The sequence below is a fragment of the Streptomyces sp. NPDC030165 genome, assembly GCF_055573595.1.
The window spans coordinates 162,711-187,150 of record NZ_JBVIBD010000009.1 but is presented as its reverse complement, the minus strand read 5'-3'; the positions used below and the strand labels follow the sequence as shown (position 1 = coordinate 187,150).

Sequence of the window (24,440 nt, the reverse complement as noted above, 5' to 3'; positions counted from 1 at the left end):
GAATGTGGCCGCTGCCTTCACAGCGAGGCCCGGGGCAGGCGCGGCCGCCGGAATGTGCATGCGGACAGCGTTGCCGTCGTCCTGGCCGTATGCATGCGGCGCCTGTCCAGAGATTCGGCGCATGATTTGTGCGTCTGGCTGTAGAGGCGGCTCGTCCTTGCGGTGCGATAGAGGTGCGGCAGGGGGCGAGTCCGGATGTCGGGCCAGGTGTCGGTGAGCCATGGAAGTGACACCGACGCCCGGCGGTCATTGCGCGCACGGGAGCGGGTACAGGTGTGGCGTCCGTACGAACTGTCCGTCCGCACGAAAGCGCACCTCGATGGAAGACCTTCTCTCCGCGGCCGTACCCGCGCCCGCGGTCCTGCGGGATTACGCGTTCCTGGGTGACGGTGAGCGCGGAGCGGTCGTCGGGCCGCAGGGGGAGGTGGTGTGGCTGTGTGCGCCGCGCTGGCATGACGACGCGGTCTTCTCCGCGTTGGTCGGTGGGCCGGGGCACTACACCGTGCGGCCGCAGAACGGCTGGCGGGTGCGGGGCGGGCACTACGAGGACGGCACGCTGATCCACGTCAGCCGCTGGGTCACCGACGAGGCCGTCATCGAATGCCGGGAGGCGCTGGCGCTGCCCGGGGCGCGGGATGCGCTGGTGCTTCTGCGGCGGGTGCGGGCGGTGCGGGGCGATGCCCGTGTGCACCTCGTGCTCAATCCGCGGCCCGGCTTCGGTGCTGAGGCCATGTCGGAGGAGCGCGGGGCGGCGGACGGCCGTAGAGCCGAGGGGGGCGGCCTGCATCTGTGGTTCGGTGGGGTGGCTGTCCGGCGGGGCCCGGGTGGCGGGTGGCAGGCCGCCATCACCGTGCCGGAGGGGGAGGAGCGCGACCTCGTCCTGTACGTCGGCCGGCGGCCGCCGGACACCGCGCCTGAGCCGCGGCGGCTGTGGCGGGAAACGGAAGAGGCGTGGCGCGCGGCCGTACCCGGCTGCCTCGACACCGCCGCGCCGCGTGACGCCCGCCACGCCTTCGCCGTACTGTACGGGCTGACCAGCGGTTCCGGTGGCATGGTCGCGGCCGCCACCACCTCCCTGCCCGAGCGTGCCGAGGCCGGACGCAACTATGACTACCGCTACACATGGATCCGCGACCAGTGCTACGCCGGGCTCGCGGTGGCCGCCCACGGCCCGCACCCGCTGCTGGACCGGGCCGTGCGGTTCGTGAGCGCCCGGGTCCTGGAGGACGGTGACCGGCTCCGGCCCGCTTACACGGTGGACGGCGGCCCGGTCGCCGACGAGCGTCCGCTGCCGCTGGTCGGATATCCGGGTGGCAGCGACTTCGTGGGCAACCGCGCGGGCCGGCAGTTCCAGCTCGACACGTATGGGGAAGCCCTGCAACTGCTCGCCGCGGCGGCCCGGCACGGCCGTCTGGACCGGGACGGGCAGTGGGCGGTGGAGGTCGCGGTGCGGAGCGTCGAACGGCACTGGCGGCGGGCGGACGCGGGAGTCTGGGAGTTGGAGGACCGCTGGTGGACGCATTCGCGGCTGAGCGTCGTGGCCGGGCTGCGGGCCGTGGCGCGCGACGTCCCGGGTCCGGCGGCGCGGAGCCGGAACGAGCTGGCCGACGCCGTCGAGGCGGAGACGCGGCGGCGCTGCCTGCGGTCCGACGGCGTATGGCTGCGCGCGGAGGACGACGCGGGCGCCGAAGGCGCCTTGCTGCTGCCGATGTCCCGCGGCTGCCTGGATCCTAGGGACCCCAGTACGTACCGCACCCGGCGCTTCATCGAGGAGCGGCTGGCCCAGGACGGATATCTCTACCGGTTCCGCCATGGTGACCGGCCGTTGGGCGAAGCCGAGGGAGCGTTCCTGCTCTGCGGTTTCATGATGGCGCTCGCCGCGCACGCCGGGGGCGACCGGGTCGCCGCCTTCCGCTGGTTCGAGCGGACCCGCAGCGCCTGCGGTACGCCCGGGCTGTTCGCCGAGGAGTACGACGTGGAGCAGCGCCAGCTGCGGGGCAACCTCCCCCAGGCGTTCGTGCACGCCCTGCTCCTCGAAGCGGGTGCCCGATTGACCGGGCCGGACCCCGCCTGAGCTGGGGCTCGGCCCGGGAGCGCCGCCACCGGGTGGTGTGCCGGCCGCCGCGCGAACAGCATGGACGTACGCGCGGCAGCCTGAGCGCATTCCGCCGTCCCGCGGAGCGGACCCGGACGCTCATGCTGCCGTCAAATGTCGCCTCCGATCAAGAACCTGTCGGCCGTACCCGCCGTCTCCTAGACGAGAGATCAGTCAGGAAGGCACCGGTCGACGCGCTGCACCGGCGCACCGCGCCGTGGACAGCGGGCCGCCCGCCGGTCTCTCCTCCTTCCCGCCCGGCGCCCGCCGCGGAGGAGGGCGCAGTCTTGACCCCCTATGAATGAGATCGTGAGAAAGCCTCTAGCAATGGTGACTCGGAGGACGGTTCCGGTGCAGCTCGTGGCCCGCAACGCAGAGCGGTGTGAGTTCGATCGATTAGTGACCTCGGCGGCCGCCGGGCGCGGTGGGGCCGTGGTGGTGGCAGGGGAGGCCGGGATCGGCAAGTCGGCGCTCATCGACGCCGTGGTGGGTGAGCTGAACGGGTTCGAGGTGTTGCGGGCCGCCGGTACGGAGTTCGAACGAGACCTTCTCTACGCGACACTGCACCAGCTGTGCGCCCCGCTCCTCGAACACCGACGGAGACTTCCCGTGGTGCAACAGCGGGCGCTGGAGGGGGTGTTCGGCCTCGGCACGCAGACCTCGCCCGACCCGTTGACGGTCGGGCTCGCCGTTCTGGGGCTGCTGCACGAGGTGGCGCAGGACAGGCCGGTCTGCTGCGTGGTGGACGACGCCCAGTGGATCGACGACGCTTCGCGGCGCGTGCTGGTGTTCGTGGCCCGGCGGGTGTCCGCCGAGCGGATCGCGGTGGTGTTCGCCGCCCGTGACGCCGGCCCGCCGTCCGGTCTCGCCGGGCTGCCGCGCGTACCCCTCGCGGGGCTGGACGACGAGGACGCCCGGACCCTGCTGGGCGCGGCGACGCATGTCGGGCTGGACGCCGAGGTCATCGACCGGATCCTCGCCGAGGCGCACGGAAACCCGCTGGCGTTGCTGGAGTTCGCCCACCACGCGGAACCGTTCGGCGTTCCCGGACCCCGGCGGTTCCGGGCCAGCGTGGTGGACACGCTGGAGGAACAGTTCGTCCGGCGCTTCGAGCGGTTGCCGGACGCGACACGATCGCTGGTGGTGCTCGCCGCGGCGGAGCCGGTCGGCGATCTCGACCTGCTGCGCCGCGCGGCACGGCTTCTCGGGCTGGACGCCGCGGGGCTCACGCTCGCGGAGAACGCCGGGTTGCTGGCCCTCGGGCCGCTGCTGCGCTTCCGGCACCCGCTGGTGCGCTCCGCGGTCTACGCGTCGGCCACCCCGGAAAAGCGCCGCAGCATGCACGGCGCCCTCGCGGAGGCGACCGACCCGGAGACCGATCTCGACCGCCGGGCGTGGCACCGGGCCCACGCGGTCATCCACGCCGACGAGGGCATCGCCGCGGAGCTGGAACGTTCCGCCGACCGGGCACGCCTGCGCGGCGGTTTCGCCGCGGCCGCCGCGTTCATGGAGCGGGCCGGGCAGTTGACCCCTGCCCGCGACCGCCAGGCCGGGCGGCTGCTCGTCGCGGCCCGGCTGCGGCTCCAGGCCGGGGCGCCCGACGCGGCCCGTGCCCTGGTCACCCGGGCGGAGCGGCGCCCGATGGACGACGAGGGCCGCGCCAGGGCGCGCCTGCTGCGGGCGCGGATCGACTACCAGCGGTCCCACAGCCCACGGGCCACCGCCCGACTCGTCGACGTCGTCACGGAGCTGGCCCCCGAACAGGCGAGGGAGACCTACCTGGAAGCGTTCGCGTCGTTCATGTACAACGACAACCACCCGGGCCGGCTCAAGGAGCTCGGCGCCCGGATCCGCAGGCGGGCGCCGCAGCGGGACACCGCCCGGCCGGCCGATCTGCTGCTGGACGCGCTGCTCGACCAGACCATGCTGCCCCCGCGGGAGGCGGTGCCCGCGATGCGCGACGCGGTGGCCGCGTACCGTACGGCTGCCCGCTCGTCGGGCCCGTGGCGGATGAACCTGCTGTGCCAGGTCGTCATCGACCTGCGGGACGACGAGGCGATGGAGGAGATCGCGGACGGCCAGGTGGACGTGGCGCGTCGCCAGGGTTCCCTCGCCTCGCTGCCGCAGGCCCTGCGGTACCAGGCGGTCGCCAGGGTGTCGGTCGGCCGGTTCGAGGAGGCGGCCGTCAGTCTCAGTGAGGCCCGGGCCGTCGACGAGGCGGCGGGTACGGTGCCCCTCGTGGGGCCCGAGCTCGTCCTGACCGGCTTCCGTGGTGACGCGGACCGGTTCGCCGAGCTGCGGGAGCTGCTGGGACGTGACGGGCGGCCGTTCGAAGCCGCCGGCGAGCACTACGCCAGGGCGGTACTGCACAACGGGCTCGGCAACTACGAAGCGGCACTGGACGCCGCGCTGACGGCCCAGCGCCGCCACCAGGCCGGCTCGTACTCGATCTGGGCCGTCTACACCGAACTCGTCGAAGCCGCCGCGCGCGCCGGGCGCGGTGCGGATGCCGCCGTGGCCATGGAACACCTGGAGACGCTGGCCCGCGCGCATCCCGTTCCGTGGGCGGTCGCCGAATGGCTCCAGGCGCAGGCCCTCCTCGAACGGGGCGAGGACTGCGAGGCGTTGTACCGGCAGGCCATCAGCCAGTTCGCCCGGACCCGGGTGCGGGTGCTCCACGCGCGCGCCCGGCTGACGTACGGGGAGTGGCTGCGCCGCGAGAACCGGCGGGCCGAGGCCCGCGACGAGCTGCGGGCGGCGCACGACATGCTGTCGCGTATCGGCGCCCGCGCCTTCGCCGAGCGCGCGGCCCGGGAACTGCGCGCCACCGGCGAACAGCCCCGCCGGCACGGTGAGGACCCCCTGGACCGGCTCACCGCGCAGGAACGGCTCATCGCCGGGAAGGTCGCCGCCGGGGCGACGTCCAAGGAAGTGGGCGTGATGCTCTTCCTGAGCCCCCGCACCATCGACACGCACCTGCGCAACGTGTACCGCAAACTGGGCATCTCCTCGCGCCGCCAGCTCCGCGAGATGTCGCTGTGAGGGCACGGCTGCGCGGTACGTCAGTACGTCGGCCACGGGGGCCCGCCCCCGTTCAGGACCGGTCCCCACCGGACCGGCCGAACAGCTCGATCTCCGCTATGGCCACCTGCTTCTCGGCGGACGCGGCGTGGGCCGACTCGATGGTGAAGCGGACCTTGGTCACCTCACCGACACGGAAGGCGCGCCGCTGCCCGCCCGCCCCCGGGTCCAGGGTGAGTTCGCGGGTCACCGTCTGTCCGTCCTGCCGCGTGACCGTCGCCTTGACCCGGTGCGGCAGGGCGGACTTGTCGAGCTGATCGGCGCGAACGGACGTGCCCGGCGTGATGATGACGTCGAGCAGCCGCGTCGGACGTGCGAACCGCACCTCGATCCACTCGCCCTGGCCCGATTGCGACACTCCCGGCCCCCACCAGGTGTTGTTGAGCTTGTCGAAGACCAGCTTCGGCGCGTGGCCGGGGTACGAGCGGGAAGCCCGGATCCCGTCCGGCTCGACCGGAGCGCGCTTGGCGAAGTGGTCGCGGGTGGCCTCGATGCCGTCGGGCAGGTACAGCACGCCGAAAATGATCAGGGTCACGGCGATGGCGAGGGTGACCCAGGTGCCCACGCGGTCGAAGGCGCGGCGGAGGCGGGGGCGGTCGCCGGCCCAGGGGGCTTCCTGGCCGCCGGGGCCCAGGAGGCGGCGCCACCAGGGGCGGTGCACGGGTGCGGCGGTGACGCTCTCGGCGAGGGGCATCGCGCAGCGGTTGCAGAAATGGCGGTCCGGGTGGTTCGGCGTGGCGCACCAGGAGCAGGGCGGGCCGTGCGTCGTCCCCTGGGGGACGGGGGCGCGTACGTGCGGCCGTTGGGTGTCGGGACGGCCCGGCAGGACCGGGGCAACGGCGGGGACCGGCACGGCAGGGGCGGCCTCCTGCTCCGGGACGGGCACGACGAGGGAACGGGCGCGGTCGGCCGTGGAGCCGTCCGCGGGGAAGCCGTCCCGCGGGGCGGGCAGCGGGATGCGGGGGTCGGTGTCCGCCATGTCCGGGGCGTCGGATGCGGACCGGGGCGCGCCGGCTGGTCCGGCACCGTCGCGGTCCCCGCTGTGCTCAGGGGCCGTATCCGAAGGGCGGTGCCCGCTCAGGGCGGCAGGAGCCGCCGGTACGCCGGCCTCGGGGCCGGTCCCGTGGGTGTCGGTTCCGGTGCCCTGCGCCGGCGCCCGGGCCGGCTCCGCGTCCAGGCTGCCGTGCGCCCGGCGGGCCGGGCCGATGCCGTCGGCGCGTACGGAGGCGGCCCGGCCGGAACCGGCGGCCTCTGAAGCTGCCGGGGAGCCGCTGCGGCCACCGGCAGAGTCCCAGCGGAGGACGGCTCCGCAGGCGTCGCAGAACGACTGCCCCGGCTCCGCGCGGGTCCCGCACTCACCGCAGTCCGGCGTGCTCATGTCTCCGAGGTCCTTTCGATGGGGGTCACAGTGACGGTGTAGGGCATGTGCGCGGGACGGGCCGCGGCCACGAGCGTGTCGAGGCGGTAGGTGTCGGCGGGGGTGGGACCGGGCAGCCGGAGGACGACGTGCAGGTGGGGGCGGGCGCTTCCCGGGAAGGAGCCGCGGGGGCGTGCGCTCCAGGCGGCGCCGCCGCTCTCCGTGATCTCCGGTTCGGCACCGAACGCGAGGCGTACGGCTTCCGACAGGCCGCGCCGGGTGCCCCGTATGCGGTGCAGGCCGACCGCGGCGGCCACGGCGGTGCGCAGCCGTGGTTCGGGTTCGGTGCCGTCGGTCTCGGCGCCCACCCAGGTGCTCAGCCACCGGGCGAAATCGACCGGGGTGAGCGCGGGGTCGAAGTAGGAGTCCAGGCAGTCGAGCACGTTCAGGATGGGCGCGAGGACGTCGTCGAGTCCCCCGACGAAGCGCTGGGCGAGATCGTCGTCCGCGAAGACGGCCGGCAGCATCACGCCGATGGGGGCGGCGGAGCCCAGACCGTCGATGGAGCCTCTCATGAGCGGCCTCCTGGGCACATCGCGCGCGTCACGACCCGTCCCCGATCACCCGAACGCGGTGGTCGAAGGAGAAGACCAGGGCCGGCGGTTCGAGATCGATGCGGTCGGTCGGGTCACCGCGTTGCCCGGTCAGCGGGTCGGCGGGGTGCAGCACGACCTCGTCGACCAGCTCCACGCCCGGGACGCGTTGCAGGATGGCGAAGACCTCACCGGCCTGGACCGGCCGGCCGAAGGGCCAGCCACGGCCCTCCGCGCCTCCGGTGAGCGGGTCCAGATGACGGTAGAGGACGTCGTGGGCCTGGCGGCGCACCCGGTCGGTGTCGGTGCCACGGAAGGCGTGGACGGTGGCGACGACCGTGACGCCCTGGTAGTACGGCGGGCCGACCGCGAGCCTGGTGCCGATCAGGCGGCGTTCGTCGAGGTGGCGGGTGATGCGGTCCAGCAGGCGGTCGCCGGGGACGAGCTGCTCGAAGCGGAGCCGGCCGCCGGGGTCGGGGACGGCCTGCGGTACGACCAGCACCCGTACCGCGTAAGACCCGTACTCGTCCCGTTCGCCCTCCAGGCACGTGATGCGGGCGGTGCCGGGCGCGGCCCGGCGGGCGAGTTCCTCGTAGTCGCGCAGGGTGACGGCGCGCTCCTGGGCGCGCAGCGAGATCGGGGCGCGGACCTTCGCCTCCTCGACGGTCTCCCCGTCGACTCCGCCGCGTGCGGCCTCGCCGTTGACGACTTCGGAGACGTACGGGATGGAGGTGCGCAGGACCCGGATGGCGCCCCGGGTGACGTTGCCGGTCCGGCCGCCGCCGGTGCGGTACCGGCGGGCGCGGATGACCGCGCCCTTGGGGGCGACCATGCCGTACTGGCGCAGCGTGCCGTCGGCCTCACGGACGGCGGGGCCGAAGGCGATGCCGCCGGTCGTGGCGTCGAGGGTGATGTGCCGGTCGTCCGGGCGTGACGCGGCGAAGTGCGGGACGACCTGCCAGTCCTGCCATCCGTCGTGTTCGGCGGTCTGGAGCAGCAGCGGCGGGTCGTCGCCGACGACCGGCGCCTGGGCGAGCCGTCGCCGCTGTCCGGGCAGGCCGCTGGATTCGCCGAGCGCCTCGTCGTACACGGTGGCGGCGTGGACGACGCGGGTGGTGCCGCCGATGGTGCAGGCCTCGGCTGACCGTACGGTCGGTGACGTGGTGTAGAAGGGCTGCCCGGGCAGCGGCTCGGTGACCCGGCAGCGCAGCCAGCCGGCTTCATGGCCGCTGTTGCGGGACAGGACGTGGCCGCCGGGGACGTGCAGGACGACGTCGCCGGCGCGGTTGAGACCGCCGGTGCCGTCCCGGTCGATGTCGCAGGACTGCCAGCCGTCCTCGGTCCACGCCTCCCACACCAGGGGCGGCTGCCGCGGGTCGACGCCGACACCGTCCACCCGGCTGTCGAGTTCCAGGGCGACGGCGCAGTGCGGGACGGCAGCCGTCAGGCCGATCAGCATGCAGTCCCCGGGCGCGGGGGCTTCGGAGAAGCACCGTACGTCGGTGCCTTCGGCCAGCGCGGCGGTGCGGTCGGTCACGGGCTCGCCCCGGTGCTGCACCAGCAGGTGGCTCAACGCGCTGGGGACGATGGCCAGTTCACGCTCGGTGGCAAAGACCACCGCCTCCTCCTGCTCCGTGCGCAGAGTGGCCACTTCGGTGCCGACCGGCACCGGGACGGTCTCCTCCTGGGGCGCGGACAGCCAGAAGGCGACGTCCGTACGGGCCGCCGACGGCGGGAAGAGGGTGACCCCGATGAGGTCCAGGAAGGCCAGGTGGTTCTTCTCGGGGACCCTGTTGAGGCGGTAGACGATCTGGTCGGCCATGTGGGCGACGGTCTCGACGAGGGTGACGCCCGGGTCGGAGACGTTGTGGTCGGTCCATTCCGGCGCGCGCTGCTGGATGTAGCGCTTGGCGTCGTCGACGAACTGCTGGAAGCGGCGGTCGTCGAGGTTGGGGGAAGGCAGGGACATCAGCGGTCGCTTTCGGGGGAGTTGCCGGAACCGTCGTCGAAGCGGCCACCGCCGGGGCCGTCGTCGTGGGAGGGGATGACGTAGAACGGGAAGACGAGGCTGCGCGGGTTGTTGGTGCCGCGGATCTGGTAGCGGATATCGATGTACAGGACGCTGCGGTCGGTGCCGGTGGTCACCTGGACGTCGGTGACCTCGATGCGCGGCTCCCAGCGGTCCAGGGAGGCGTACACCTCGTGCTGGATACGGCCCGCGGTCTGCTCGTTGACCGGGGCGAACACCAGGTCGTGGATGGCACAGCCGAACTCGGGCCGCATCGGCCGCTCGCCCGGCGCGGTCGCCAGGACCAGCCGGATGGCCTCCTCGATCTCCCGCTCGCCGCTGACCAGCGCGATACCGCCGGTCGGCCCGATACGCAGCGGGAACGACCACCCGGAGCCGACGAACTGTTCGGCCATCAGAACCACACCCGCCTTCCACGGACACGGAAACGCACAGAGACGCACACAGAATCGGACGGACAGAGGTACGGACAGAGGTACGGGCAGAAGTACGGACAGAGCCAGGGACACCGTTCCGGGAGACGTCGCTCACCCCGCCATCGGCATGGGCGGTGTGACGGCGGCGAAGAAGAAGGGCGACGTGATGGTGGTCTTGGCACCATTGATCATGTTGGCGGCCGAGGTGAGCTGGAGGGAACCTCCCGCGGTGAGGGTCGCGACACCGCCGGCGGTCATGTTCAGGGCCCCTCCCGTGGTGAGCCCGATCTGCCCCACGGACTTGAGGTTGATCAGACCGGTGGAGTCGACGGTGAGCGGGCCACCGCTCCTGATGCTGAGCAGGCCACCGCTCTGCAGACTCAGCCGGCGCCGGGCACTGAGCGTCAGGTCGGTGCCCGCCTCCACCGACACCGACCTGCTGCCCTTGATGGTGACCGACCCCTTGCTGTCCACGACGATCTCGGTCTTCGTCCGGTCCAGGTCGATGGTCAGCCGCTGGTCGCCGGACGTCAGCCGGACACCCTGCTTGCGGCCGCCGGTCTTCTGACTGAGCAGGTCCATGCGGTTGCCGTCCCGGTCGGACACGGTGTGCCGGCTGGCCTTCTTCCGTACGGTGTCGTGCAGCGGCACGTCACCGACGACGGTCGGCTTGTCCTTGCCGTTGTAGAGACCGCCGATCACGAACGGATGGTCCAGGGCACCCCGGTCGAAGCCGACCAGCACCTCGTCGTTGACGTCCATCGGGAACACCCCGCCGCCGCCGAGGCCGCCCATCTGCACCGTCCGCGTCCAGTCGCTGACGTACGTGTCGTCCAGCCAGGGGAACCGCAGCCTCACCCGGCCCTGCTTGAGCGGGTCGTTCACATCGGTGACCAGGGCATTGGCCACACTCGGCAGCTTGGGCCCGGTGCCCGTGCCACCCCCGCCGGAGGCCAGCCCGAACAGCGAACGCCACTGCCGGCCGCTGACCGTCACCCACGACTCGTAGTGCTTCCCGTCGCCGAAGACGTGCCGTACGGAGGTCGCCGTGTACTTGCCCTCGAAGGGCGCGCCGGTGTCCGAGAGCGTCACCGGCACCCCCGGCCGCAGTTTCGTGTTGCCCAACGCCACGACCTCGACCTCGGCGAAGGCCGCGGTCACGTCCTCGGCGAGAGCGTCGGAGGCGAACCGCACCTCGGCCGACTTGTCGTACGGGACCGAGGTCTCGACCAGCTTGCCCGCCTTGAAGCTGCCCGCGGCCTTGCCGGGCGTACTGCCGATGGAGAAGCCCGGATGGTCCGTGGCAGGCGAGACGGAGCTGAGCGCCTTCTTCTGGGTGACGTCCCAGCCGCGCGTCTCCACCTTGCCGATCTGATCCGCGGCGGTGACGGCGGCCCGCAGCCGCAGGATGTCGATCCCGGCCTTCAGTTCGAGCGGGTCCTCGCCGTCCACGCTCGACGCGGGCGCACCCGAGGCGGGCTTCGGCTTGACGAAGCAGAACCTGCCCTTCGCGTCGATGGACATGACCGTCTCGTTCTCATCGGCCAGCCGCGCCAGGAAGTCCCAGTCGCTGACGTTGGACTGGCTGATGAACTCGTACACCGTCTTCGTCGACTGGATCGTGCCGATCGGCACGCCGTCCCGCGCGGCCAGCTTCCTGGCGATGTCGGAGGCGGACTGGTTCCGGTACGCCGCCACCCGGCGCTGGCGCATGAGCCGGTGCCCGAAGTCGTAGCCCCGGATGACGGTGAACGTGCCGGTGCCGTCGTAATCGGCCTCGAAACCGGTGATCTCACCGGTCAGCAGCGTGTCACCGGCGCCTTGGCCGTCGGTCACGGTCGCGATGGTGACCGGGGTGCCGAACGAGGCCCCCAGCCGGCTGATCATCACCCGGTAGGGGTCCCGGAAGGTGAGCTCGAAGGCGGCGGGCACCCCGGCGCCCTGGTCGACCCAGCCGTCGACGAGAGCGAGGACGGCGTCGTCCGGCAACGTGTCGCCACCGATGGACACCTGGAGGACGGCGGACGTGGCGGGACCGAGCATCAGTGACGCACCTCCTCGGCGGCGGGCAGGACGAGTTCGGTGCCCGTGGGCAGCTCGGACGGATCGTCGATGCCGTTGGCCTCGGCGATCGCCCGCCACGAGGCCGCGTCCCCGTACTCCCGCCAGGCCAGTGACTGGAGCGAGTCACCGGCGACGACCTGGTGCACCCGCTGCGCGGTGAGCGCGCCCGACGTCGGGTTCTGCCGCCGGGTCTTGCGGGGAATCTCGTGCAGGCGCATCTGGCAGGTGGCACGGATGGGCACACCGGTGGTCCCGAACAGCGTGTACGAGGCTTCGACGGAGCTGACGTACGCGGTGAACCGGGCCGTGGAAAAGGACCCCCACTGGAAGACCACCCAGGGAGGAGAAGGCTGCTTGGCCGCCGTGCTCTTGGCGGTCACCACACAGCAGCTCATCAGTGCCGCCACCTTCTTCAGCACCGTACTGCTGGTCGGACGGTCGGAGCAGTCGAGGAAGACCTCCAGGGACATCGCACGCGGCTCCGACCCCATGAACTCCGGTCGCGCGCCGTTCCGTACGGCGATGGTCGGCGTCACCTTCCACTGGGCGGCACGGCTGAGGGACAGCTGCGCCGGATTGAAGTCGAAGTCGAACGTCTTGATGAGCGCGCCCGGGCTGGTGCCGGTGCCGAGCGGCGGCTCGTGGATGGCGAGGGTGGCACGGACCAGGCTCTTGCCGGCGCCTTTGCTGCTCTTGGGCATGGAGGTCGTCTCTTCGTTCCTCGGTGCGGGGGCTTCAGTCGGTGAACCCGTGGTGGGCGATCTCCAGGACCTCCGTGGCGACGGCCGGACTGGCCGGGTCGAGCGCGGGGCCCTGCCAGCTGACGGGCAGCACGTCGATCAGACCCCAGCGCGCGACCTCCGAGCCGTCCGCGCGCAGCGCCGTGATCTGGGCGGTGGGCCGCTTGATGCCCGTCTGGACGGAGGAGATCCATTTGGCCACCTTCGTGGTGTCCGGAGTGAGCGGACGGGTCAGCCGGATCGTGGAGAAGGTCACCCGGGTCGGCAGCTGCCAGACGAAGCCGTTGTTCCCGCCCTCCTGCCGCTGCTCCGTCTCCACCTGCGACGACAGCCCGTCACACCCGTTGAAGTAACCGAGGCTCTCGCCGTCGATGGACAGGGTGAACCAGAGGGACGAGCCCGGGTCCTGGCGGGACATCGCGGAGGGCCTTTCTGTCGGACGGTTTGTCGGGTGGTCCGGTGGGTCCGGCGGGTCTGTCGGAGGTACGGCATCGGGCGGTGGTCGGTCACTGGCGGGGGTCGCGGAGTCTGCCGATCCGCTCGCGGTCCATCCGCAGTTCGGTACGGATCAGCCGGGTGACGCGGCCGATGATGCGGTGCACCAGTTCGTCGAGCTGGAAGTCGGTGAGGGCGCGCGGGTCGAAACCGGTGGCGGTGGGTTCGGTGCGGGTGGGTTGGGCTGGTTGGCCCGCAGGGTGTTGCAGGGGAGTCGGGGTGTACGGAGGAAGGGGCTCACTGGGGGCAGCCGGCCGGTGTGGGGCACGGAGTTGGGGCAGCGGGTTCGCCACCGTGGGTGCGGCCGTGGCGGTGAGCGTGCCGGTGGCCGGGTTCGGGGTGCGCTGGACTGCCACGGGGCGCGATGCCGGAAGGGAGCCGGCTCTGGGGGCGGGCGGGAACGGCGGTGCGAGTGGGAGTGACGGTGCGGCTGGGGGCGGTACCGGGGGCGATGCGAGAGAGGCGACGGCGAGGGGGCGGGGAGTGGTGGTGGGGGCGTGCGGGGTGGAGCGGGGGGTGGGGCGGTGCTGGGATACGTGGGAACGCGCGGTGTGACGCTGGGCATTGACGGGGGAGAGCGCGGGGGTGGAGTCCACCGGGGGCCGCTGGGCAGCAGGGAACTCCGCCGCCGGGGGCACGGGGAGTGGGGCCGCCGGAGGTGCGGGGAGTGGGGTTGGAGCTGTCGTGGCCGCAACGGGCGCCGAGGGTACGGCCGGGAGGGGAGCGGCAGCGCGGGGCGACGGCGTGGCCAGGGGAGTCGCGTCCGCGGGAGCGCTGGTGACCGGGGCTCCCAGCGGGGAACGGCGCCGTGCGGTAGCTGCCGGGGCGCTGTGCCCCTTGGGCGTCGGCAGCGCGGAGCGCGAGGTGGGGCTTGTCGGAGTGGGGACCGAGGACGTGGAGCCCGTCCGGGGGCGGGGTGAGGGGGCCTGGGGCGCGGAGGCCCGGGGCATGGTGGCCTGGGGTACGGAGGACTGAGGCACGGAGGCCCGGGGCATGGTGGCCGGCGGCGCGGGCGTTGCCGAGACCGGGGCGCCGAGGCCGGTTCCGGTGGTCTGACGGGTGGCGCTGCGCTGGATGGGCCGGTGGGCGGTGGGGAGGGCCGGGGAATCAGGGGACGTACTTCCGGAAGGCGAATCTCCGGACGGCGTATGCGCGGAGGGGGCCTGCTCGGAAGGGGCCGGAGATGTAGCCGGGGGAACCGGGGAGTGGCCCGGGGCCGGGTGCGGTGCGTCAGGGCGGGGCGCCGAAGGCGCAGGGGGTACGGCGTGACCGCCGGCGGCCGGGAGCGGCCGCGGCCCGCGAAGTGACCGCTGAACGGGAGTGGTTGCCCGCAGCGGGTCCGAGGCCGGCACGGCGTCCCGCTCCCGGGGGAGTGCCCGCGGCGGAACGTCCGCGGTTCCGGCACTGTCCGGGGCGGGCGCCGGGTGGAGGTGCGCGCCTTGCGTCGGCCCAGACGGCGGAACGGTCGCCGGACCCGCACCCGTCGTAGCGGCGGAGCCCGTCGTGCCAGGACCGACCGTTGCGCGTCGGGCGTCAGGAGTTCGGGGCGGGCTCGGGGCCGGTCGCGGCGACGCGTGGGCAGGGCCGCCATGGCTGGGGGACGGTGTCGGTGTCGCGGCCGGGGAACCGGCAGTTCGAGTGGTGGCGGACGCAGGCTCGTCGGGCGCGCTGCTGGGGGCGGGCGCGGCGACGTCGCCCTGCCGGGCCGTGGCCCGCTGTACGGGGGCCGGGCCGGTGGCCTCTGTGCCCGTACCGGGCGCTGCCGGTGCACGATCGCGGCGGATGGCCGCCCGCTGCACCGTGGTACCGGCTTCCGGCCGCCCAGGCGCAGCCCGTCCAGGCGCTGTCGGCCCGCCCGGCGCAGACGCGGCGCCGGACGTGGACGGACCAGCACTCGCGCTCTTCGGCGACGGCGCGGAGCGGCTGAGAGGACCGCGCGGGGCAGCCGCGCCGGCTCCCCCTCGGCCATCCTCGGCCGATGCCGATGCCGATGCCGATGCCGGTGTGGGTGCCGATGCGGGTGTGACCGTTTCGGACTCGCTTTCCCGCGCGGCCTTGGTGGTACGTACCTCTGCCACCGGTGTTCCCGCAGGCGCGGATTCCTGCCGCGCCACCGGAAGGATCCGACGTTGCGCGGTCCCTGGCCCGGCCGGTGCCTTGGTCAGCGCAGACCGGGACGGGGCGGGCGGGGTAGGTGGTGTGGGCGTCAAGCGGAGGCCGCGCGCCGAGGGCAGGGCAGGTTCATGTGTGTTCCGGGGGGCCGGAGACGAGGACGTGGCGGGCGGAACCCCTGGTGTGGATGGTTCGGCAGGGCGTGCCCGCCGGGCCGGGGCGGCCTGCGGGCGCTCCGGCGCCGTCGTCGTCTTTCGCGTTGTGGCGGCAGGCGTGGACCGACGAGCGCCGATGAGAGGTCGAGCTTGCGAAGCCCGCTGGACCGCAACGGCGGGACCGGCGGGCTCCGCAGTCCCGTCGGAGCCGGCACTCCTGGCAACCTCGACAGCCCTACCGGCCCCGACCGGGGAAGCCGACACCGCCGCAGCACGCGCCGTAACAGCACCCGCCCCCACAGCCCTCGCCCCCACCGTGCGCACCCCCGCCTCCGGGCGGACTCCCGCCTCCATACGCCCCTGAGCCACCGGCCGCACCCCCGCTCCCGCTCCCCCTCCCGTAACCCTCGCGACCGGCACCCCCGCACCCCCGGCCGGACCCGGCACCCCCATCCCTCCAGTCGAATCCGACCCCGACTCCGTGCCCGCCATCCCGACCGTCCTCGCCACCACCGGCACCCCCGACGGCACCGCCCGCAGCGGAGCCACCGGCACCCGTTGCTCAGCCGGCTCCGGTGAAACCGGGGCCCAGGGCAGCGTGTTCGATGGCCGTTCCAGCCCTGTCACCGGCCGTGCCGTGTCGGTCATCGCCTCCGAAAGCCGGCCGGCGGGAGGGGTGCCGAGGACTCCGAGCCGGGAGGACGCGTCCATGAACGAGGGGTTCTGCCACGTCGGCAGCCGCTTGCCGAAGCCGGTGTCCGCGACCTCGGTCCTGCCGCCGGTCACGGACCGCTGGATGGACGGCAGCGTCCGCCAGGCGGCCGCGGATGCCGTACCGCCAGGCACAGCACCAGCCACCGACGGTTCCCCGCCGTTACCGGTGCCACCGCCGACCGCGCCGCCCCCATCGTCAGCAGAGTGTCCCGCCTCCGTGCCCCCACCGTGCTCACGGCCACCGCGGCCCCACAGCCGATCCAGGATTCCCATCGTTCAGTCCTCCGCCCCGGCGCGCGTCACGAAGGACGCGATCCGGTCCGTGTATCCGCGGCGGTCGTGGTGTTCCAGGTCCAGGATGGTCTCCAGATCCCAGTGGAAGTGGTAGGCGACGTACGCGATCTCCTCGTGCAGTCGGTCGGTCGCGTACGTCACGATTCCCCCAGGCGGCTCCCGCCGAGTTCCACCTCGAACGGTTCGCAGCAGTGGGGGCAGTCCACCGCGGCGCGGGTGTGGCCCTCGGCGTTGATCTGGCGGTAGAAGTCCTGGAGGAACGCGAGGTCGGAGGCGAACATGTTCTCCACGATCCCGTCGTGCACCATCGGCAGTGTGCCCAGGCGCGTGATGACGCGGCCGAGCAGCACCACCGACAGGTACGCGGGGTTCTCCTGGACCCGTACGTCGCGCAGCGGGACCAGTTCGTCCCGTGCCGTCGACAGGCGCATCACGCCGTCCCGGTGCACGGTGCCCGCCTCGTCGACGTACCCGCGCGGCAGCTGGAAGGGGAACTCGGTGCGCAGGCTGCGGGGTGCCGCGTCGGCCGGAGCGGCGGCGGGCGGAGTGGGGGCCTCCGCTCCCGCCACCGCGGTCTGAGGGGCCGGTGGCGCCGCCGCGGCCGTGCCCGCGCCCGGCGCACCGGCAGCCGTACGCCGCATTATTCGATGACCAGTTCTTCGAAGACGATGGTCACGGTCTCGCTGAGTACGGACGCCTCGCCGGCCTTCAGGGTACTGGCGTCGATCTTGCTGCACCAGGCGTTGCGCAGGTTGTACCGCTTCACCGGGTTGTCCTCGTAATCCATCATGATGATGGAGGCGTTCTTGCGGGCCGTGCTCATCCGGCCGTTGATCGAGTCGTTGATCCACTGCGTGAACGAGGACGACTGGGTCATGCCGCGCACCACGGTGCACTGCCCGTTCTTCTGCACGCCCGGCAGGATGTTGATGTCGACCTTGCCTTGCGCGGTGTTCTGCGGGCTGACGATGACGTCCTGTTCGATGGTGAGGCCGCTGACCTCCGAGAGGTACTCGACCATCACACCGTCGATCTGCAGGCCGAAATTGTGTGAGGTGAGGGAGTCACCCTGCATGAGAGCCATGGGTTCGCTGTCTTTCTGGGCTTGGTGACGGTGGTGTACGGGGGGTGGGGACGGGAGCGGGCGGCCTACTCGTCCAGCTCACCGCTGCCGCTGGAGAACTGCGACAACCGGAAGATCACGAACTCGGCGGGCTTGACCGGGGCGACACCGATCTCGCACACGACCCGGCCGAGGTCCACCGACTCCGGCGGGTTGGTCTCCTCGTCACACTTGACGTAGTACGCCTCCTGGGGCCGCTGGCCGAAGAGGGCGCCGCTGCGCCACTCGGTGACCAGGAACGCCGAGATGTTGCGCCGGATGCGGGCCCACAGGGCGTGGTCGTTCGGCTCGAACACCACCCACTGGGTGCCGATCAGGATCGACTCCTCCAGGTAGTTGAAGTACCGGCGGATGTTCAGGTAGCGCCACTCGGGGTCGGACGAGAGGGTGCGGGCTCCCCAGACGCGGACGCCCCGGCCGGGGAAGGCGCGGATGCAGTTGATGCCGACGGGGTTGAGCAGGTCCTGTTCCCCGCGGGTGATCTGGAGTTCCAGGTCGACGGCGCCGCGTACGACCTCGTTGGCGGGGGCCTTGTGCACGCCGCGCTCGGAGTCGTTGCGGGCCCAGATGCCGGCGACGTGGCCGCTGGGCGGGACCATGCGGGCCTGGCCCGTCGCCGGGTCGAAGGACTTCAGCCAGGGGTAGTACAGCGCCGCGTACTTGGAGTCGTAGCCCGCCGTCTCCTGCCGCCATACCCGTATCTGCTGGGCGTTGAGGCCGGGCGGCGGGTCGATGACGGCCACCCGGTCGCCCATCAGCTCGCAGTGGGCGATGAGCCCGAGCTGTACGGCCTTGACGGCCTCCAGGTCGATCGCGCCCCGCTGGTAGGCGGCCATCAGGTCGGGCACGGCCACCATGGAGATCTCGTCGACGGCCTCCAGGCCGCCGAAGCCGGTGCGGTCCGCGGAGTCGCCGAGGTACTGGGCCGGGCCGGGGTTCGCGGTGGTGTCCCGCTCCGCGGGGGCGGGCGCGGGGGCCGGGGCGGGCGGCGCGGCCAGGGTGACGGTCTGGTTCTCCGGGCGGACGAGCTGTGCCGCCGCCGCGGCCTCCGTCACGGTGATGAGCTTGGATCGCTCCTTGACCTGGGTGACGACGTAGGACCGGTTGCCCTTCTTGGCGCTCACGTCGAACGTCTCGACCGGCTTGTCACCGTCCTTGACGAGCAGCTTGAACCGTTCGGCGGGGCCTTCGCCTTCCGGGTCGGCGACCTCCACCGTCAAGGGGCCGTTCGCGCCCTGGGCGGTGGCCGCCACGGAGAACGCGCCGAGCTGCTTGGGTTCGGCGGCGGGCAGCTCCGCCGCGCGGGCCGGGCCGGTCACCGCGGCGGGGGTCTCACCGTCCCCGGCGGCGCCCCCGGTGGAGCCGCCGATCCGTACGACGTACGCGGCGGAGCCACCGTTGTTGAAGAATCCGAAGACGGAGTGGGCGAGGTAGTACCCGTCCGTGAAGTCACCGAAGGAGGCGACGTACTGGGTCCAGTTGGTCACCAGCGTGGGCTCGTTCAGGGGCCCGGCCGGCGCGAGCCCGACAAAGGCCGCCACGGACGTGCCCACCCCCTCGATCGGGCGCGAACCGCTGGCCACCTCCTCGACGTAGACGCCGGGCGACAGGTAGGACGGCATGCTCTGCTCTCCTCGGAGTACGAGACGGGACGTCCCCACCTTCGTGCGCCCGCCTCGCCGCCGAAACGTCCCCGGGTGCCGGGCCCCGGGCAAAGCTGCTGCCCCCAAGGGCGCGGTGACGTGCCTCCGGAGCAGGCCGGCGGCGGCCCGTGGCCGCCTGCGCCGAAGCCGCCGGGCGCGTCGGTCCGGCGCCGCCGGCGACCGGGGTGCCGCGCCGCGGGCCGAGGGCACCCCGCCCCGCCCGTCCGGGCAACCGGGTCTGCCCGGACGCCTCCTGACGGTGTCCGCCGCCTCTCCTAGCGTCGTGGCGTGAGCCCTTGGACTTCTTTGGAACCCGCCTCCGCGACCGTCGATCCCGGCAGCAGCACCTCGGTGCGGCTGCGGGTGCGCAACACCGGAGACATCGTCGACGAGTACCGCTTCGAACCGGTCGGTGATCTCGCCCCCTGGACCACCGTGGAGCCGCGGTCACTGCGGCTCTATCCGGGCACGACCGGCACGGTGGAGCTGACGTTCGCGCCGCCGCGTACGCCGGACGCGACCGCAGGACCCAATCCGTACGCGGTACGGGTCACGCCGACGGAACACCCGGACGCCGTCACCGTCCCCGAGGGCAACCTCACCATCACCCCCTTCGCCGAGGTGCGCGCCGAGCTGGTGCCGCCGACGGTCAAGGGGCGGTTCCGGGGGCGGCCGCGGCTGGCCGTGGACAACCTCGGCAACACCAAGATCACCGCATCGCTCAGCGGCAAGGACGCCGGCGAACGGCTCTCGTACGAACTCCAGCCCGGCAACGTCCAGATCGAACCGGGCCGGGCCGCTTTCGTGAAGGTGACGCTGCGCCCCCGGCAGATCACCTGGTTCGGTTCCCAGCAGGAGCAGCCGTACGCGCTGACCCTGCGGCGCTCCGGCACCGAACCGGCGGACGTGGACGGCACCTTCGTGCAGCGCGGGATCCTGCCGGGCTGGCTGGCCACCACCTTCGGTCTGCTCCTCGCGCTGACCATCGCGTTCGTGACGATCTGGCTGGCGTACCGGCCGCAGCTGCAGAGTGTGGCGAGGGAGAAGCCGGAGAAGGCCGGCCAGCTCGCGCCGGCCCGTCCGTCCCCGCCGATCAGCAGCCCGCCCCCCAAGCCGCAGGAGAAGCCGAGCGCGGAGCCGGACAAGTCCGGCGGCGGGGAGGAGAAGCCGAAGGACGGCGGGGGCGGCGGAGGCGGGGACGAGCCCGGGGAGAAGCCCGAGGAGCGCACCGCGGCCACCGTGGTGCGCGAGCTCGTCGCCCGCAGCGCGGGCCGCCACATCTGCTACCGCGCCTTCGTCCAGGACGACGGCTGGCAGGACCCGGTGTGCGACGGGGCCGAGGCCGGGACGGTGGGCCAGGGCAAGCCCGTCAAGGCCCTCAACATCGCGGTGTCCGGGACCAACGGCGTCACCGGCGCGTCCGCCTACGTGGGCGAGGGCTGGCGCAAGGGCGACGCGTGGCAGAAGGAGGACGACGCCAAGGACATGGTCCTCGGCAGCACCGAGAGCGCCGACCCCCCGATGGAAGGGTTCACCCTCCAGGTCTTCGACGGCACCGTGTGCCACGAAACCCGCGTGAAGGACCAGGACTGGACGGGCAAGCTGTGCACCGAGCCCGGCAAGTGGAGGTACGGCGGCAGCCCCATGGAACTGAACCTCCAGTTGGAGGCGGTCCGCTTCACCGTGTGACCACGTGCCGGCAGGGCGAGCCCCTCCGCGTCACCAGCTCGTGTCGCCCGGGACCAGCCGGCCCGCCTTGCGGTACTCGCGGCGTGCGCCTTCCCACAGGTCGCCCGCCGCGACCGGCTCGTCCCGGCCGGCCGCGAGGTAGGCGGCGGTGACCACCGCACTGCGGATCGAGCCGCCGGCCAGCTCGAAGTCCCGGGCGAGTGCGTCGGCGTCGATGTCCTCGGCCCGGGGCACGTGCGACAGACCGTGCCGCCACAGGGCCAGCCGCTGTCCGGCGTCCGGGAAGGGGAAGTCGACCACCAGGTCGAGGCGACGGGTGAACGCGTCGTCGATGTTGGCCCGCAGATTGGTGGTCAGCAGGGCGATGCCGTCGAAGGACTCCAGGCGTTGCAGCAGGTAGGCGCTCTCCATGTTGGCGTACCGGTCGTGCGAGTCCTTCACCTCCGAGCGCTTGCCGAAGACGGCGTCGGCCTCGTCGAAGAGGAGCACGGCATCCGTACGGTCGGCCTCCGTGAAGATCCGTTCCAGGTTCTTCTCGGTCTCACCGACGTACTTGTCCACGATCGACGACAGCTGGACCACGTACAGATCGACCCCCAGGTCGGCGGCGATCACCTCCGCGGACAGCGTCTTGCCGGTGCCGGACTCGCCCGCGAAGAGACCGAGGACGCCGCGTCCGCGGCCGCCGCCGGCGCTGAGCCGCCAGTCGCCGAGGACCCGGTCGCGGTGGCGGGCGCGCAGGGCCAGTTCCCGCAGCTGGGCGAGGGGACCGTCGGGCAGGACCAGGTCGCGCCAGTCCACCGCCGGCCGGATCCGGCGGGCGTGCCGTTCGAGGCCCGAGGCGGACTGCTGCCGGGCGGCGAGCCGTACGTGGTCGGCGGTGAGCGCGGTCCCGTCGAAGGCGGCGAGCGCCACCGCGGCACGGGCGGCGCGGGCGATGCGGTCACCACCGAGGTGGTACGGGGCCACGGTGGCGGCCAGGTCGAAGCCGTCGGCGGCCGGCCCCAGCGCGGTGCGCCAGGAGGCCGTGCCCCCGGCCGGCCGCCGGGGCGCCTGAAGCACCAGGGGGTCGCGCGCGGACCACTGCGGATCGTACGGGCGGGAGTCGGCCAGCAGCACGGTCACGCCGGTTGCCGCGGTCAACTCGGCCACCAGCGCGCCCGGTTGCTCGGGCAGGCCGCACACCACCACTGCCCGGCCGGTCAGGCGCGCCTCCCGCAGCAGCTCCGGGACACGGTCCGGGGGCCCCGCATAGCGCAGTGCGTCGGCGCCCGCCTCGCGCAGCGCGGACGCGAGGGCGGGCAAGGCGTCACCCTCACGGTGTTCCCGCAGATACGCGGTGAACGGTGCGCCGCCGAGACGGGCGGCCAGCCGCCGGACGAAGCCCTCGTCGCGCTCCGCGCCGGGCAGCGGGTCCGGCATCGGACGCAGCCGGCCCAGGAGTGCGGCATCCGGGGTGTCGTCACCGAGCAAGTGGGCGGTGAGCCGGTCGGGTACGGACAACGAGCGGGTCAGCAGCGGCCGGTCGGCCTCCTCGATGGTCAGCAGACCGAGGGCGCGCAGCGGCGCCGAGAGGTGGAACCGGGCGCGCCCCTCCGGCAGGTGCGCGGGTGACCCGCACAGGTCCAGGGCGAGACCCACGGTGGCGCGGCGGCGGCTCACGTCGTCGTTGAGATAGCCGTAGAGCGGCTCGAAGGTGCGGTCGAGGTCGGGGGCGAGGGCGATGAGGAGCACGGCCGTGTCCAGTGCGGTCAGCCGCAGCCGGGCCGCCGTCCGGGCCAGACGGTCGTCGGCGTGCTGCGGCTCTTGCGCCGGGATGCCCGGCTGCACGTCCGCCTCCGGAGCCGCGCAGGGCACCGCGTCCGGCATCGTGCTCAGCCGTACGCCCGCCTCCCGCACCGCGCAGGGCACCGCCTCCGGCACCGTACGCGGCCAGGTGCGCAGCAGATGCCCCACGGCCTCCTCCGTCATGTACAGCCCGCGCAACGGGTCCTTCGCGGTGGGGTCGCCGGCGGAGCGGTGTTCGACCAGCGTGGTCACCGCACGCCGCAGCCCGGCCAGCCGGCCGAGGAGCGAGCGGGCCGGACCGGCCGCGCCGGAGTCACCGGGCCCGCCGTCACCCGGCACGGTGTCGTCCCCGGGTGCAGCGGCCGGGTGCAGCAGGTCGTTCAGGGGCGAGGCGTTCATGTCTGCTCCGTGCGGCGGGCCGCCGCCTGCTCGTGTGCGGCGCGGGCTGCCGCGATCTGATGGGGCCGGTGGGCGCGCTCCTGCGACCGGGGCGGGCCGCCGTCCACACCGCGTACCCGGACCGCCGCGCCCTCCGTGACCGGGGGCCCCGCGTCGTAATCGGGAAAGGCCGGGAACGGCACGGTCACCGCGACCTCCAGCGAGGGTTTGAGCTCACCGCCCAGCGCGGACCAGATGTCGGCGAGGGAACGGGCCTCCGACTGGCTGCCGCCCACCGTCACCGGCACCGCCAGGCCGAGGCGTCCGAGCGCATCCGGAAGGTCCTCGGCGGCGAGCAGTTCGTGCGGCAGCAGTGTGGCCAGCACCGCGGACAGCAGCCGGTGTTCGTCCTGCGGCGTCTTCGTCCAGGCCGTCACCAGGTAGGAGAGCCGGAACCAGCGGGGCGGGCGACGGCGGCGTACGACGATGTCCCGGTCGTCACGCAGCGCCGTGCGCCCGCGCTGGCGCCGGGACATGTCCTCCCGGACGTCGTACAAGTAGGCATTGACGACGGGCGCGTTGCGCCGGGCCGCCCAGTCACGGGTGGGCACCTCGAAGGACACGTCGATGCCGGACCCGGCCAGCGTCCCGCCGCCGATGAGGCCCTTGAGGACCTCGTCCACCTCATGAATCACGTACGCGCTCCCAACCTGCCGACGGCCCCTGCCGGCTCCCGGCACCGGCGCTTCGCGGCCCTGCCGCCGATCGTGGTCCCTGCGCCGCCCGGGGCGCAGGCACGTCGGGGACGGCGGCCGGGCAGCGCTCGTGCCCCGAAGGGCCCCATCCGCCTGCCCAGGACGGCCCCGTCGCCCGTCCGGTCAGATGTAGCCCTCGCGGAGCGCGTACGCCACCGCGTGCGAGCGGTTGCGCAGATGCAGGCGTGTGGTGAGGCCGTGCATGACGTTCTTGACGGTGCGTTCGGAGTACGACAGCTTGGCGGCGATCTCCGAGGTGTCGAGCCCCTCGGCCACCAGCCGCACGACGTCCACCTCGCGGGACGTGAGGCCCAGGAAGGACCCCGGGTGGTCGGCGCCGCCCCGGTGCAGACGTCCTACCTGGCTGATGAGCCGGCCCAGCAGGTCCGCGGGCAGATCGCCGCCGCCCTCGGCCGCGGTCAGCACCGCCTGCACCAGCCGGTGCGCGGTGGCCTCGCGGCGCCAGACGATGGCGCCCGCGCCGCACTCGATGACGTCCAGCAGTTCGTTCTCCCGGATGGTCCCCACGACGAGCACCACCCGCGCCCCCTCACTGCGCACGACCCGCCGCAGCCGGGCGAGCGCGGCCTCGTCGAGTACGTCCTCGACGAGCACGGCCACAGCGGCGGAACCGTCCTTGTCGCAGAGGTCGACCTCCGGATGGCGGCGCAGCTGGCTGACGACGCCCTCGCGGCTGATCGGATCGGGCGCGGTGACCGCCACCCGCACCCGGCGCGCGGTGGGGACAAAAGCCGTGGAGGCCGGATGCGAGCTGAGCAAGCGCTTCCCCTGTTCTGTTCACCGGCACGTCCGCCGACGGGAGCCGTCGGCTGGAGGACGAGGTCCGTGACCGTGATCCGTATCCGTGACCACGTAGCCGTGTCCGTCCGGAACCGGTACGTGACTGCGGTACCGACCA

The 24,440-nt window shown here is 73.0% G+C and carries 18 protein-coding genes; 3 read left to right on the top strand and 15 right to left on the bottom strand.

The features are described 5' to 3' along the window. The first annotated feature begins 319 nt into the window (after positions 1-319). Positions 320-2,074, top strand: a complete 1,755-nt coding sequence (locus ACZ4Z1_RS19040) for a glycoside hydrolase family 15 protein (protein WP_468487740.1) — start codon at positions 320-322, stop codon at positions 2,072-2,074. A gap of 381 nt (positions 2,075-2,455) precedes the next feature. After that, complete coding sequence (locus tag ACZ4Z1_RS19035; protein WP_468487739.1) at positions 2,456-5,137, top strand: helix-turn-helix transcriptional regulator; 2,682 nt, start codon at positions 2,456-2,458, stop codon at positions 5,135-5,137. A 52-nt stretch (positions 5,138-5,189) separates the two neighbouring features. Here the strand turns inward: ACZ4Z1_RS19035 and ACZ4Z1_RS19030 are convergent, their stop codons facing one another. From ACZ4Z1_RS19030 to ACZ4Z1_RS18975, 12 genes are all read right to left on the bottom strand, one after another. Beyond that, on the bottom strand, positions 5,190-6,554 hold the full coding sequence (locus tag ACZ4Z1_RS19030) for an NADase-type glycan-binding domain-containing protein (protein ID WP_468487738.1): 1,365 nt from the start codon (positions 6,552-6,554) through the stop codon (positions 5,190-5,192). Further along, on the bottom strand, positions 6,551-7,108 hold the full coding sequence (locus ACZ4Z1_RS19025) for a phage tail protein (RefSeq protein WP_468487737.1): 558 nt from the start codon (positions 7,106-7,108) through the stop codon (positions 6,551-6,553). Before ACZ4Z1_RS19025 ends, ACZ4Z1_RS19030 begins: the two co-directional genes overlap by 4 nt. A 28-nt stretch (positions 7,109-7,136) precedes the next feature. Further along, positions 7,137-9,095, bottom strand: a complete 1,959-nt coding sequence (locus tag ACZ4Z1_RS19020) for a putative baseplate assembly protein (protein WP_468487736.1) — start codon at positions 9,093-9,095, stop codon at positions 7,137-7,139. Continuing rightward, positions 9,095-9,550, bottom strand: coding sequence for a GPW/gp25 family protein (locus ACZ4Z1_RS19015; RefSeq protein ID WP_468487735.1), 456 nt, complete (start codon positions 9,548-9,550; stop codon positions 9,095-9,097). The genes ACZ4Z1_RS19020 and ACZ4Z1_RS19015 overlap by 1 nt, the downstream gene beginning before the upstream one ends. Before the next feature lie 132 nt (positions 9,551-9,682). After that, positions 9,683-11,614: a VgrG-related protein gene (locus ACZ4Z1_RS19010; protein ID WP_468487734.1), complete on the bottom strand. Its 1,932-nt coding sequence runs from the start codon at positions 11,612-11,614 to the stop codon at positions 9,683-9,685. After that, a complete protein-coding gene (locus ACZ4Z1_RS19005) occupies positions 11,614-12,336 on the bottom strand; it encodes a CIS tube protein (RefSeq protein WP_468487733.1) in 723 nt (240 codons plus the stop codon). The genes ACZ4Z1_RS19010 and ACZ4Z1_RS19005 overlap by 1 nt, the downstream gene beginning before the upstream one ends. A 34-nt stretch (positions 12,337-12,370) precedes the next feature. After that, entirely contained in the window at positions 12,371-12,793 is a 423-nt protein-coding gene (locus ACZ4Z1_RS19000) for a phage tail protein (protein ID WP_468487732.1), read from the bottom strand. Between the two features lie 88 nt (positions 12,794-12,881). Continuing rightward, on the bottom strand, positions 12,882-13,226 hold the full coding sequence (locus ACZ4Z1_RS18995) for a hypothetical protein (RefSeq protein ID WP_468487731.1): 345 nt from the start codon (positions 13,224-13,226) through the stop codon (positions 12,882-12,884). A 2,901-nt stretch (positions 13,227-16,127) separates the two neighbouring features. Further along, a complete protein-coding gene (locus tag ACZ4Z1_RS18990; RefSeq protein ID WP_344093983.1) occupies positions 16,128-16,286 on the bottom strand; it encodes a DUF6760 family protein in 159 nt (52 codons plus the stop codon). Next, entirely contained in the window at positions 16,283-16,786 is a 504-nt protein-coding gene (locus tag ACZ4Z1_RS18985; RefSeq protein WP_468487730.1) for a hypothetical protein, read from the bottom strand. Before ACZ4Z1_RS18985 ends, ACZ4Z1_RS18990 begins: the two co-directional genes overlap by 4 nt. After that, positions 16,786-17,229, bottom strand: a complete 444-nt coding sequence (locus ACZ4Z1_RS18980; RefSeq protein WP_398351356.1) for a phage tail protein — start codon at positions 17,227-17,229, stop codon at positions 16,786-16,788. Before ACZ4Z1_RS18980 ends, ACZ4Z1_RS18985 begins: the two co-directional genes overlap by 1 nt. 65 nt (positions 17,230-17,294) lie before the next feature. Next, positions 17,295-18,890 (bottom strand): phage tail sheath subtilisin-like domain-containing protein, encoded by a 1,596-nt coding sequence (locus tag ACZ4Z1_RS18975; protein ID WP_468487729.1) that lies wholly within the window; start codon positions 18,888-18,890, stop codon positions 17,295-17,297. Positions 18,891-19,199: 309 nt separating this feature from the next. Here ACZ4Z1_RS18975 and ACZ4Z1_RS18970 point away from each other — a divergent pair, with 309 nt between their 5' ends. Next, positions 19,200-20,600, top strand: a complete 1,401-nt coding sequence (locus ACZ4Z1_RS18970) for a hydrolase (protein WP_468487728.1) — start codon at positions 19,200-19,202, stop codon at positions 20,598-20,600. Positions 20,601-20,630: 30 nt separating this feature from the next. On the opposite strand, the gene ACZ4Z1_RS18965 is transcribed toward ACZ4Z1_RS18970, so the two are convergent. The 3 genes from ACZ4Z1_RS18965 to ACZ4Z1_RS18955 form a co-directional block, all read right to left on the bottom strand. Beyond that, positions 20,631-22,787: an ATP-binding protein gene (locus tag ACZ4Z1_RS18965; RefSeq protein WP_468487727.1), complete on the bottom strand. Its 2,157-nt coding sequence runs from the start codon at positions 22,785-22,787 to the stop codon at positions 20,631-20,633. Beyond that, positions 22,784-23,461, bottom strand: a complete 678-nt coding sequence (locus tag ACZ4Z1_RS18960; protein ID WP_468487726.1) for a Pvc16 family protein — start codon at positions 23,459-23,461, stop codon at positions 22,784-22,786. The genes ACZ4Z1_RS18965 and ACZ4Z1_RS18960 overlap by 4 nt, the downstream gene beginning before the upstream one ends. Positions 23,462-23,644: 183 nt before the next feature. Continuing rightward, entirely contained in the window at positions 23,645-24,301 is a 657-nt protein-coding gene (locus ACZ4Z1_RS18955) for a helix-turn-helix transcriptional regulator (RefSeq protein WP_468487725.1), read from the bottom strand. Positions 24,302-24,440: the final 139 nt, after the last annotated feature.